Below are 13,447 nucleotides of genomic sequence, written 5' to 3'. Positions count from 1 at the left end.
TTAGTTTTCCTCGGGTAATTCTTGATGGTGCTTTTCAGACCAATCCTCAATTAAGCAACACAGTGCTTTTCCGTTGGGTACCATATCCGGTTTTTCACCCCACTCAGTGTAAGTCGCTTCCATGGTAGCTAAATGACTTGGATGCTCTTCGGTCTTTTGCTTTGTTTCTGCAATTTTATCGGTCAACATACCCAATTCCTCTCAAGATTCAGTGCATATAAAACTTTTTTAGTTTTGTGTCGCTACCCAAAATTAAAAACGATTAAAGGTATAATAACAAATAGCCCTATAAACAGTTTAAGCAACAATTTAGGAGCACTACTCCTATCGTTCGAGGTTTTGTTACAGCAACTAATAATCCCCTTCAATTCGTCATCAATGATGTGTTAGCCGTAGCTTAAAACCTATGTGTAGGAGGCAGGTCAAGCATATTGAGAACAATTGAAGATGATAGTTAACGATAAGCAACAAGCACTGCGAGCCAGCCTAATGCAATAATATAATGGGTATGTGCTCTATATACTGTAGTGGGTAACTTAGTTAGAGGTGATCAGATGAAACAAGTTTCTGGGCAGAAAGTGAGCCAGCAATTTTACTAAATTAGTAAATCATGGATAACGACAGGTATTGCAAAGTGAATAGAAGGGAGCTAGCGCGATAAGTAAAAATGTACTGTCTGGCTATCTAGGCACAACAAATACTGTTCTAATTGATGGTTATTATTGCATTTTATCCGAACTAATGAATAATTGATGGTGTCAAAAATTTGCCGGAAACTAAAATGAAACAAATAATCGTCAGTTTATTTATTTTACCCTTTCTGGATGCAAAACTTCCAACTCAGAGTCAGCACCATCAACGCCAACTGATACATCGAAATTAACTCAAACTCTCAAACAGCAACCTACCATTGATGACCAATTTAAAGTGCTGTATGACCGATTCGAACACACCCTTGACCGCAGCGATTCACTAACAGGGCCGGATGAAAATAACGACGGCATACGTGACGACATTGAAAATTTCATCAATCTTTTGGAAGTCACCGATCCGGTGCGCAATGCAATAAAGCAAAATGCTCGCCAATTCCAAATAAACTTGTATCATGACTGGAATGACGACAGTGATGAAAACGTGGTGAAAGCATGGCGGATGGGCGATGAATATGAAAAAGTCCTTGCCTGTAAAAAATTTGTTGGTATCGATATCGATGACAATATAAACACCTCAAAAACACTAAGGGCACTGACCTACAACACCAAAGCCCGTACTATGCATTTTTTGTCATACAATCGCTTACAAGATGGGGCGTACAGTGTATCCCTTCCAGCGGAGGCGTAATATTGTGAATAAATGATCTAGTGTATGGCTCATTGCTCTGCTGTGGGTAACGAATGCTCACGCCAATAGATGCAAAATTGAAGGTTACACTATTGTTTTTTAATGGCGTAGCAACATCACAAAGACAAGCTTTGCTTGGTCAACAGAAAATAAAGTCTACCCTTGGCATCACCCAATACATGGAAAGGCAAAAAGCTGATTTATATTGCCCACTCTCAAGGCAATTTATGGGTGAACAAATCATACGACTACGTCGCCTCTCAATCGGGGTATGATGCAAATAACATTCATGTTCTTCATATCGCACCGGCCTCACCAACCTTAAGCCCTGATAGTGATTACATTTTATCAACATCAGACCTAGTCATTAACGGCTTAAACTTTACCGGGACAGGAACAGTACCGCTACCGAACACGCCCATAGCCCCAAGTTCATCCGATTATATGGGACATGGATTAAGTGAGATATATTTAACTCACCCTAAATCCGTTGAAAAAATCAAAGCGTCCGTGAATCGTTTGGTGATCACACAACACATTTAGTATGGGCTCAGGATGATCTGCAACGTTGGTGGACAGGACCGACTAACACGGTTATTTATCGGATTACCTCAGATATTGCAAACTATGTGTTTAGCAGACATAAAGTTGTCCAACTTAACTTATTCACTACAGTGGCGCATATCATCTTATTAACGATATTCTGTTCTCATTTATTTGCCAAAAAAGGCCTGCGTCACAGGCCTTTTGTAAAGTTGTCTAAGTTAAATACCTGATGTCGGGTAAAGCGGAATCGTCCCACCAATCTCTTGACGGTCAATTGGATCTTTAGTGATCTCACCAGTCACTTGATCAAAAAATAGCTCAGCTGACTCACCAAAGAAGTTAGAGGCAATAATCTTCACGCCACTTACATACTGACGAATCTCAAAGGTATCAAAGTTTACGAGCTCTGGCCGCTCTAGAATGTTATCAGAAACATGCTCAAGGCTGTTAATATCGTAGTAAGAGAGAGTCATGTTACCCCCAGTACCACCTTCCAAGAATACATAGTTAGTTTCACCGACAATAGACTCGTACACCTTGCTATATTCACTGAAGGTAAACATTTGCTCCATCGGGATGAAGTTTGTACTTAAGTCTGCTTTTGAGACCTTGAAAAAGCCACCGTATACTGTGCCCTCTGCACCATAATTCACATCAAAATCACCTGAAAAATATATATTTTCAGCATCTTGATGTTGAATTTCGTGCCGATGAAGAACACTTAAACTACCAGCGACACCATTCAGGCTAAACTCAGTAAGAGAAAATGGCATCATATACTTAGTGTTAAGCACTACCGACCCTACATCACCTGAATTATCCAAGCCTTTCAGGTTAGTAATTACAAACTCTCCAGATTGTACAAATTTCTTATGCAGTCGATGAGAGTGATGGTATGGCACATAATAATCACGATCAATTCCAAGACCTCCACATGAAGAACCAGAGCAATTAATGTGGGCAGGGGAAACCCATGAGTTAGGACCATCAAAATGCTTTGTGAAGTAATGCTCGCTTCCATCATATGACCAAGCTGTATGAATAGGAGATGCTCCACCTTCAGTCGGTTGCTGATAGAGAGTTTCGACCTTGCCGTTATTATCCCAGTAAGCCAGTGTAGGTAAATAAATTAAAGGATTGTTATCAAGATCAGGTGTATGGTGGTACATAATCTGCAAGCCCTTACCATCTCCAGTTACATTAACACCATCAATGTACGATCCATAATCAGTTGGGGTATCATAGACAAGACACTCACCAAGGCCATTCGCCTCATCTAATGGTAAAGCAACAAGTAAACAGTGATGAATCTCCTTACCTGTAGCATCGGCTAATTGGTAAAAGTTTCCTCTTAAAATAAGGTGCTCTGACATTGGAACCACCTCATTAATAGAACAGTTATTGCTATCAGACTCAGAAAACACTTTTTCAGTGATGAATTCAGGGTTTTCTGAGTCTGGTGAATCAGGATCTTCAATCTCAACTTCAGTAACCTTCACTAAGTCATCACAAGAACCACTGACCGTTGTGAGCGAAGGCTCGCCGTTGCGGGTTGACATAGCATCGATAGAAACTTCATCAGAGTATGATGCACTATCTGTAACAAAGGCAAATGCAGTAGCGCCCTTTGTATTTGATTTTATCTGCTTGTAGTTTGAATCACCATCATCGCTACCAGAGCTACCACCACAACCGACAATAATTGATGTTACTGCAAGTGCAAAAATTGAGTGCTTAGCATATTGAATTTTCATTATTTTGCTCGTTATAGTTATTGAGCCAGCAACCATAAATTAAGCAAAGCGCGCATTTTGTGACATTACACTCATGAGCAAACCGATTGACTAATAATTACACATTGAAACTGTTATCATATATTAATCTAACACGCCAAATTTGTGGTACTTAGGTATCGATTCGGCTGGCCTTCTAAACGCATAATGAAAAAGTAGGACAAATATCTATCCTTAGAGTGTGACAGATAGGAGCCCTAACTTGATGAAAAGGGGCACTTCTGAGTTACGAAGTGCCGAAGCTCTCTATTTTGGGTTAGCAATCCCAACTCTTGTATTGGCAAATGTGACGAAAGTCATCTCTTTCATGAATTCCATAGATTTGGTCACTACCGGTTCACCATTAATTCCGTCAAAATGGTCAAACGTACTTCCAAGCTGAACTAGATCACTAAGCATGCCATCATCTAAAATGGACGCATATCGAACATTATTTTCACCAAGGAAATATAGTTTATTACCGTCTGTCCACAGAGACTTTAGCTCAATACCCTCAATATCTATAACGTGCCAAGTTGTGGCAAGATCTTCGCTGTAATAGATAACAGATTCGTCCTTGTCAAACAGTGCAATAAGGTCGCCTAGAGGATGCATCGTTGGTATGCCTGATACCTCAGTGTGCTCTTCCCAGTTATTACCTTTATCTGTAGTGATCCAAAAAGAGGTGGAGTCCTGGTTTGTTACAGTTCCTGCATAAACATCTTCTCCATTGAAAAATCGGTATTCAGCATCCAAAGTCATTGGCATTGTTAGCCAGGTTCGACCGAAGTCACGACTCTCATAGGTTGTTCCTGCAACGACATATTGCTCATCACCGAATGCGTTTGTGTGAAGTGGGTCTCTAAACCAACTTTGTCCCCCATCTACACTTGCACTATGGTACGCAATAATTATATCGCCACTCGTGTCTGCTAATTCAAATCGTTGTCTACCATCACAACTACCTTCAGACCCGTCGCAATCTTGGTTCACTGTATCTGAATTAAAACTAATAGCCCCTTCTGGAGTGTGGTAAGTTTCTTCTCTGTAGAGATGGCTACCAATGTTACGAGGTGTTCGTGAAATTACATACATGTAATCATTAACTACATCGTAAGTGAACTTGAACTCCGATGCATTATCTAAGCTAACTCCTCGAACTGTGTTCCAGTCCTTATATCTATGGTATGCGTTAGCATCATCTTCAGTGCACCCGACTAACATCATTACTACCGCTGTCGTTATTGCTAAATAACTATTTTTCACAAACTGCCTCAAAGGTATGACTACGGAACTATTGCTCCATTTAAAGGCAAAATAATAGTGTTTAATCAGATAATTAATAGTTTTAATTTGTAAAAAATCATTATTAAACAAATGCATAACGGCAATGAAAAGATAGCACCAAGACTCACTTCAAACTTATTTACCTAACAAACCCTTCGTTAACGACAATTGGACAATTTACTGTCAATTATTACAATCCAGTTGTCGCTGTGTGGTAAATATCTGATACAGCAGACACACGAGACATAAGTAAAAGTAAGGAAAAGTAATTGTAGCCTTCGTTACAGAGGCACTAGCCCAAACGGAATGGGGCAAAAGCTTGCTAAGCCAAATAAATTGAAACACCCCTGTAGGAGAGGAATAAAGTTTCATACTCGCTTTCCTCTGCGAGGCTATTGCTTGACTGCATTGAGCGAATAACACACACTGTAGTTGGATGTGAGTGATATACGCACATAGAGGAATATATGACACAAACTACAGAGAAAGAAGCCTTTTCAGCATACTGCCGGGATAGCGTAGGTCTTGACGCAAAAGAGGTTGCAGACTTGGCGAATGTACCCCGTCGAACTTTTTATGATTGGTGGCGAACCAGACGCACAGCCGTAGAGCTAATTATTGAAGGTATTAAACACCGACAAGAACAAAAAAAATGTGCAGTAATCGCACATTCACCCATTGACCAATGAGCGATATTCGCGCAAAATGAAGTCGTAGGTTAATCAATGAGGGTTACGAGATGACCGCAATTCCACTAGATACACATAAGGCAATCAAGCGTTTACAAAGCGCGGGTATGAATGAAAAGCAAGCCGAAGAAATGGTAAACCTTTTCGGTGAGATGTATGGCAATGAAGCCGCAACTAAAAGTGATCTTGAAGTTCTTCACAAGGACTTAAAAGCTGACTTAAGCGAAATCAAAACAGACTTGTCATGGATTAAAAAATTCATGTTCGGTGTTGGTGTGGCGGTACTTATCGCAGCCCTTAAATACATTTTCTTAGGCTAACCATAGTCGCCCTACGGGTCGGCTCTTAAAGAGGGAAAAGTCATGGCTAATCGGTCGAAAGAAGGAATGGGGCATTTTCGTTTTAGCGCTCTCACTAAATTAGCAATCTATGAATAACGACAAGTATTGGGAGTCGTGTACTTATCATCCCATATTGATGGTGTAGATCTCTTTTGATGTCGACCTCTCGTAGGCTTGAGTTGCAGTCAAGTGTACTTCCTCTCTGCGTTGCAAACTTATCCTAACCATACCTAACTGGCTATATACACTGATTATTTCAGTGTTTCATGCAGCAATTTGTAGCCTACCCCATAAACCGAACGGATAGGGTTTGCTGTTGGTGCCACAGCATGTATTTTTTTACGGATGTTCTTTATGTGGGTATCAATATTTCTGTCTGATACATCGGCAAGGTCGCTGTAAAGCGCATTGAGAATATCATCACGACTATACACTCGCCCCGGATGCTCCACTAGCAAGCGAAGTAACATGAATTCTTTGGGCGTTAAGTCGAGAAAGCAGCCACCAAATCGGGCCTCATATTCATCAGGCTTTAATACAAATTGTCCCAAAACTAACTCAGCGCTTGGTTGATAAGAGCGGTTAGACGATGGGTTTGGTTGAATTCGGCGCAGTACCGTTTTGATCCTCGCAATCACTTCTCTAGGGCTAAATGGCTTGCAGATATAATCATCAGCTCCGAACTCTAAACCAATTAATCGGTCAATCTCTTCACTTTTTGCAGTCACCATTATGATAGGTAATTGAGAAAACTGACGTACTTGTTTGCATATTTCCACACCATCTACATCTGGCAGCATTAAATCAAGTAACATTAAGTCAAACGTCTGCGATTTCACCGTCTCAACAACATTCGCACCCGACGCGAGGTGTGTCGCTTCAAAGCCGCTATTTTGGCAATACGCGATCAAGACTTCGGCAATGTATTCCTCGTCTTCCACAATCAAAATATGCGTCTTCATTCTCTCTTTCCTCAATCGAAATCTTATTGTGAGCCAGTATGGTGATGGATCGGTAGGGTTATCATCATTTTAACACCGCCCAGATCTGATTTTTTAGCACAAATAGTGCCTTGATGCGCCTCGATAATTTGCTGACACAATGCTAAACCAATACCAGAGCCACCATGCTCTCGGTTGCGAGATTGTTCTACTCGATAAAAGCGTTCAAATACTTGAGTGAAATCACCTTCAGGTATCGATGGCGATGTATCTTCAATAATCACCTCAACATTATTTTTATCTTTGCTAAGTGATAAAGCAATACTTCCCGGTGCGTCGGTATAACGACAGCTATTTTCCAATATGTTGATAAACAACTGCGTCAAACGATCTCTATCTGCGATAACGAAACACTCAGCATTCTCACTCAAATACAGCGCATCACAATGTAATGCCAACCCAAGCTCATCGGTTTTCACCTTAAAGCCAAGTAAGATATCTTTAAGGAGTTCAACGAGGTTAAATAATTTTTTTTTGTATGACAACCCACCAATGTCGGTAATGGACAATTGATAAATGTCATCCACCAAATGACTCATTCCATCTATTTGGTCAATCATCACCTGTAAACGCTTTTCATCTGCTTTAAAAATTCCGTCTTGAATTGCATTGAGTTGCCCTCGAACAACGGTTAAGGGTGTTTTCAGTTCGTGTGCAACATCTGACATCCATTTAGAACGTTCCGTTTTGTTCTTCTCCAACGTCTGAGCCAGAATATTTATATTGTCCGTTAGGACACCTAACTCATCGTTGCTATTGCTAACCACTCTTGTAGCAAGTTTACCCTGAATTAATTGAGTCGTACCTTGATTAACCCTAAATATGGGCGCAACCAAATGACGAGAGAAAAGCCAGGCCGTGACAAACGCGAGGACAATGACGGCGAGCGTAATAGAGACATAACTTTGATATTGCTCAGCCAAAAATACATTCGCAGGGCTATGATCGGCAAGTTGTGATGGCACATAACTTAACCAACCAATCACGCTACCCTCATACTCTATGGCTCGAGTTAACAGGCTTTGATCCATTTGAGAGCGGCCAACCACAACCGTTTTATTCACATCATATAAACTGAGCCTTCGCTGTGTTTGCAATAATTGGCTTATTCCTGTTGTATCTGTCGGTACAGATAACGACGTATGATCCTCACTCGCTCTTCTCGTGCCAACGAGGCGTCGCCATTGGTTGTCATCGCCTTTTAACGATTGCCACGTCCCATTTTCTTTATAAAACTCGCCTAATTTTTGGCTGACTTGTTCTACATAGCTCGATTCCGCTTCTTTAATGAAATCATGAAAACCTGTTGACAGATTTTGCATGATCAGTGCGAGCATAATGCACACAGCCAAAAAGCTTGTAATACAAAATGCTAGAAAGAACTTATGAATGATCTTCAGCTTAAAATTCACTTTCAACATCTATTTCCTTATCCTTTAGATAGCGCATCTACAGGGTTTAATCTTGCTGCATTTCTGGCCGGTAAGAAGCCAAACAGAACCCCAATCAGTGTTGAGCACGTAAAGGCGGCAATAATTGAGTTAGTCGAATAAATTAGACTCAAACCACTGCTCGTCGATGAGACAATCAAGCCCACAGCGTAAGCTAACCCTATACCCAAAGCGCCACCACACAAACACACTAAAACGGCTTCTATTAAAAACTGTCTTAGAATATCCGCTTGCCTTGCTCCAACTGCCATGCGAATGCCGATTTCTCGCGTTCGTTCAGTTACCGACACCAACATGATGTTCATAACACCGATGCCACCTACCACCAATGAAATAAAGGCAATAGCCGAAATAAGTAAGGTCATCGTTGATGACGTTTGTTCAATATTTTCTCTGACCGTATCCGTATTGACGGTAAAGAAGTCTTCCACACCATGGCGCATTTTAATTAAATTAATAATCGCTTGCTCTGCAGCGGTACTGGATACTTCATCGCTCACCCTGACCGTAATATCATTAACGTAATTTTGGCTATAAATACGAGAATTTACCGTGCTATAAGGTAGCCAAACATTCAGAGCATCGCTATTACCAAACGCCATTTCTCTTGCTTCAGTAACCGCGATAATACGCACTGGCAAGCGACCTAAAAAGATGACTTTGCCAAGTGCTTCGCCATCAGGGAAAAGGTCATTCAAGGTATTGTTGTCAATAACCGCCACTTGCTCTAGTGCATCGATACTCCCGTCATCAAATAGCTGCCCTTGTGCGACTTCAAAACCGCGAACGCGAAAGTAGTCAGGACCAACACCTTGCACTTCTGCTGTTACCGCCTCATTACCATAGCGCACCGCCACATTCACACGTACAGTCGGTGTCACACTATCAACAAAGGAGAGATTCGTTAAAGCGTTTGCATCACTTGCTGTCAAGGTTCTCACTCGCCCAGCACGTCGGTCGCCCAGCCCAGAACCAGGTTTGATTTCAATAGTATTAGTGCCCATTGAAGCCATTCGTGACAACACCTGAGCTTGAGAGCCATTACCAATCGCGACAACGGACACCACAGAGGCAATACCGATGATGATCCCCAGCATCGTCAGAAACGTTCTTAGTCGATGGCTTCCCATTGCAGATAGCGACATTTTGAACGCTTCAACAACGCTGAACCACTGTGCAGAAAATGGCTTTGATACAGGTTTATTGACACTTTGTTTCTCTTCGATTCTTGTCGACGAACCATCCGTGGCCGACCTAGCTACTTTCGAACTAACCACTGCCGAATGAACTGTCGCTGAATGTTCAGTTGAGGCGTTATCGTTACTGGCATCGCTCGTTATATCACTCACGATTTCTCCATCAGAGATCTCGATTACACGTTCCGCAGAGGCGGCGATCTTAGGATCATGAGTAACCAGAACAATAGTATGCCCTTGTTGATGCAACTCGCGAAGCAAGTCCATCATCTCTTTACTGCTATGACTATCCAGAGCCCCGGTGGGTTCATCGGCAAGGATCACCGTACCGCCATTGATCAAAGCGCGGGCGACACTGACTCGTTGTTGTTGCCCACCACTAAGTTGACTTGGCTTATGATCCATTCGCTCCGCTAGCCCCAACCTTTTTAACAGCTGCTTAGCTCGCGCTTGGCGGGACGCTTTATTTTCGGCCGAGTAAAGCGCAGGGATCTCAACATTACCGATAGCAGTAAGATCATCTAACAAATGATAACGTTGAAATATAAAACCAAAATAGTCACGGCGTAATTGCGCTAATTGGTCAGGGTTCATTACTGATGTATCTCGACCATTAACAAGATAAGTTCCTTCGCTAGGAGTATCTAAGCAACCTAAAATGTTCATTAACGTCGATTTACCCGAACCCGATGCACCCATTATCGCGATCATTTCACCGCGATGTATGGTTAGGTTAACGTTGTTCAATACCGTTAACTGATCATCACCTGCAGGAAAACGACGACTGAGTCCTGAAATTTCTAATAGAACGTCACTCATAACTAAGGTCTCCCGCCGTTACCTTGACCGCGACCTCCAGGACCTCCATTACCACGACCACCTTTCTCAGATCCTAATGTCGATGACATATCAAAACCTGATGACGATTTGGCGTTCGCTTGACCAATAACAACTTGATCTTCTAGCTCTAGCCCATTCAGAACTTGTGCATACACTTTATTATTGATGCCAATCTCAACATTTCGCATCTCTAATACGCCCTCAACTAAAACAGGGACACGATAACGATTCTTGCCAGGAAGCTTTTTAGTCAGGACTTGAGATGGAACCAATAGTGTGTCTTGTGCATCATCGAGTACGATCGAGACTTGCGCTGTCATACCAAAGCGCAGCAACCCTTCCGTATTATCGACATCAAATAACGCGTTATAATAAATAGCATCATTATCACCAATGTTTAGCTTACTATCGTCGCCAGTCAAAAGGGTTGGGCCAGGCTCAATTGATTTCAGTTCACCATAAAAATGGTGTTGTGGCGCGCCTAAAATCGAAAAGTACACTTTTTGCCCCGTCGCAATGTGAATAATATCGGCTTCAGATACTTGTGCCTTGATCGTCATAACATCGAGTTGAGCCACTTCCACAATGGAAGGGGTTGACTGGTTTGTATTAACGGTTTGCCCCTCTTCGACAGAGACATAAACAACAGTGCCATGAATGGGTGACTCAATCGTCGTGTAGCCTAAGTCCAACTGGGCATCATCAACATTGATCAGCGCTTTCTCTTTTTCAGCAACCAGTTGGTCTAATTCCGATTTATAAACAAGAAGTTCCGCTTCCGCAGCGTCATACAAAGACTGAGAGGTGAGATTTTTTTCAAGCATCACCTTCTGCCTTTCAAAAGAGAGTTCTGATTGATGAATTTGCGCGACTTTCGCTTGATATTGAGCGTTAATATTGGTCAATGATGCTTGAGCTTCTTTTAATGCGTTTTCTTGAGAAAGGTTGTCAATTTGCGCAATGAGAGCCCCCGTTTCAACCCTGTCGCCAACCGAAACGGCAATCGACGCTAACTTTCCGGATACTTGGGCCCCAACGTTCACCATTTTGGACGGGTATAACACACCGTTAGTTAGCACCACATCTTCAATATTCCCGATGCGAACAGGCTCCGTAGAATACGCCACGGTTGAGGCGTCGTTCTTCATATAAAAATAAGCGGCAACGGCACCGGTAGCGACAACAAGTAGAGTGATCGTCACTAAACGTTTGATATTTTTCATGCACAAGTTTTCCCAATTTTTTAACTGTCGTTAGGATAACTGAAAAATGTGAGGGAATTTTGAGACAATACATCATCATAAGTAACTGATAATAAGTTATTTTTGTTGGATTAGGTTGAATTGTGTGGTGATTGTGTGGTGATTGTGTGGTGATAAGAAAAGTAACTAGCCACAACCGTGGGAATTCTGACTTTTCGGATTACCCTTCAACTATTGAAACCAGACAACTAGCCTGCATGTAACTGGTCAAATCCTCTTATTCACTACAGTGCGGCGACGCTGAGATTTACTTATATTAAAATAAAGAAACAAAGCACATAGAATAATACTGGCGCTCAAGCCCGAGATCCCAGTATTAAAAAGGATGGCTAGACAGAAAATACTCGCTAATCCGGCGGCAATACGTGGAATACCACTTAATAACCGTAGCCCAGAAAGACTTGCTGCTAGATAGATAATCACAAACATGGCATTAGCGATGCTTAGGAGTACCTCAAAAGAGAGGTTCAAGCTATCGCATAAGATGAGAACGATGGCAATGCTTGTTGAAATAAGCAGCAGGGCAACAACGGCAGTTCCCGATGTACTCTTTTTTCGGAGTATATGTTGCTCACCATGGCGTTCAAATAAGCTATACAGCATACGTACAAAGCTCATCACGTACAGATTGACTGCGCAAAAACAGCCAAGAAATCCGAGAAGCGCGACAAGTTTTTTCCCCATTGACCCAAGACCAATTTCTGCCAAATAAGTGATTGAATTAAGATTACTTGCTTCGTTGCCATACGCATTGTGCACTATCACTGCGTAACTTACGCATATGTATAGGCAAGCGGCAGCACCAACGCCAACCGCAACGGCTTTAGGGAAGTCTCGTTTAGGGTTCTTAAACTCATTTGCGACATGGCAAATCGCTTCAATGCCAACGAAAGACCAAAACATAATCGCTATCGATGCGCCAAGCTTTGTAGCAGAAAAAGGATTATTGGCTGCGATATCAATGGTAGGACTAGTTTTGCCAAGACTCATCAGCGTCACCACAAGGATCGTAATAATGAGCCCCCAGGATATAAAGCTCTGAAAACGAGCTGATGTTTTCAAGTGTGCAAAGTTCATTCCAGTGATCAACAGTAAAATAATCAGTTCAAGTGATAATGAAGGAATACCTGGCAGATCGATGAGTTGGTTTAGATAGCTCGCACCAGTAATAAAAACAACAGGCGGGCCAATCGGTGCGATAGCAAGGTATAACCACGCAATAGCTTTTGACGCTGGCTGACCAAAAGCATGACTAACATAATGCGCTGTGCCTCCCTCGTGCGGGTATTCACGCCCAAGGCCTGTGAAGGTGATGACGATAGGGATCATGACTAGGATAATCAATACCCAGCCAAGCAATGAATAGATACCTGATTCCGTTGCTGCTAATGCGGGAATGATAAGGATACTCGAGCCCAATAACGCAGAAAGAAGTAAATTAGCGCCTTGGAATATACTGAGTTTAGCATTGTTGGTCATGGATCCATCCTAATGACTGTTTTGTGCGAGCTTAACAAACGCGTGCTTACAAATCGACCATCACCAGATAAAACAGTCACTTGTTCGGATTTACTTTACCGCCCTAGCATATAATCGGCTCACGAATGATTTTTATATCAACGGTTTTACTCACTAAGCTACCTCGAACCTACAGAGGCGTATTTCACTTGCCTACCAGGCTAGATATACAAAAAATCGGAAACCATAAATGGCTTCCGATT

9 protein-coding genes and 2 pseudogenes are annotated in these 13,447 nt (G+C 42.0%); 3 read left to right on the top strand and 8 right to left on the bottom strand.

Annotated elements, in window-relative coordinates:
• Complete coding sequence (locus tag BCU68_RS05060; protein WP_198591683.1) at positions 1-189, bottom strand: hypothetical protein; 189 nt, start codon at positions 187-189, stop codon at positions 1-3.
• 592 nt (positions 190-781) lie between these two features.
• Here BCU68_RS05060 and BCU68_RS05055 point away from each other — a divergent pair.
• Positions 782-1,341: pseudogene (locus BCU68_RS05055) on the top strand (chromosome partitioning protein ParA).
• Positions 1,342-1,372: 31 nt separating this feature from the next.
• Positions 1,373-1,860 (top strand): annotated as a pseudogene (locus tag BCU68_RS05050) (hypothetical protein); the annotation flags it as partial.
• Between the two features lie 245 nt (positions 1,861-2,105).
• Here the strand turns inward: BCU68_RS05050 and BCU68_RS05045 are convergent.
• Together BCU68_RS05045 and BCU68_RS05040 are read right to left on the bottom strand one after the other, a co-directional pair.
• Positions 2,106-3,641, bottom strand: coding sequence for a hypothetical protein (locus BCU68_RS05045; protein WP_102563704.1), 1,536 nt, complete (start codon positions 3,639-3,641; stop codon positions 2,106-2,108).
• 285 nt (positions 3,642-3,926) lie between these two features.
• Complete coding sequence (locus BCU68_RS05040) at positions 3,927-4,925, bottom strand: hypothetical protein (RefSeq protein ID WP_133126127.1); 999 nt, start codon at positions 4,923-4,925, stop codon at positions 3,927-3,929.
• Positions 4,926-5,685: 760 nt separating this feature from the next.
• Between BCU68_RS05040 and BCU68_RS05030 the strand changes: the two genes are divergently transcribed.
• Entirely contained in the window at positions 5,686-5,955 is a 270-nt protein-coding gene (locus tag BCU68_RS05030; protein WP_070965044.1) for a DUF1640 domain-containing protein, read from the top strand.
• Between the two features lie 272 nt (positions 5,956-6,227).
• On the opposite strand, the gene BCU68_RS05025 is transcribed toward BCU68_RS05030, so the two are convergent.
• From BCU68_RS05025 to yjeH, 5 genes are all read right to left on the bottom strand, one after another.
• The gene (locus BCU68_RS05025; protein ID WP_102563701.1) at positions 6,228-6,938 is read right to left on the bottom strand and encodes a response regulator; all 711 of its coding nucleotides are present in this window, start codon (positions 6,936-6,938) and stop codon (positions 6,228-6,230) included.
• A gap of 23 nt (positions 6,939-6,961) precedes the next feature.
• Positions 6,962-8,395, bottom strand: coding sequence for an ATP-binding protein (locus BCU68_RS05020; protein ID WP_102563726.1), 1,434 nt, complete (start codon positions 8,393-8,395; stop codon positions 6,962-6,964).
• Positions 8,396-8,406: 11 nt separating this feature from the next.
• Complete coding sequence (locus tag BCU68_RS05015) at positions 8,407-10,443, bottom strand: MacB family efflux pump subunit (protein ID WP_102563700.1); 2,037 nt, start codon at positions 10,441-10,443, stop codon at positions 8,407-8,409.
• 2 nt (positions 10,444-10,445) lie between these two features.
• Entirely contained in the window at positions 10,446-11,687 is a 1,242-nt protein-coding gene (locus BCU68_RS05010) for an efflux RND transporter periplasmic adaptor subunit (RefSeq protein ID WP_102563699.1), read from the bottom strand.
• Positions 11,688-11,933: 246 nt separating this feature from the next.
• The gene (gene yjeH, locus BCU68_RS05005; protein ID WP_102563698.1) at positions 11,934-13,205 is read right to left on the bottom strand and encodes an L-methionine/branched-chain amino acid transporter; all 1,272 of its coding nucleotides are present in this window, start codon (positions 13,203-13,205) and stop codon (positions 11,934-11,936) included.
• Positions 13,206-13,447 lie beyond the last annotated feature (242 nt).

This window comes from Vibrio sp. 10N.286.49.B3, assembly GCF_002873395.1.
Taxonomy (GTDB): domain Bacteria; phylum Pseudomonadota; class Gammaproteobacteria; order Enterobacterales; family Vibrionaceae; genus Vibrio.
Note: the sequence above shows the minus strand (reverse complement) of the source record. Positions and strands in the feature narration are given on the sequence as shown.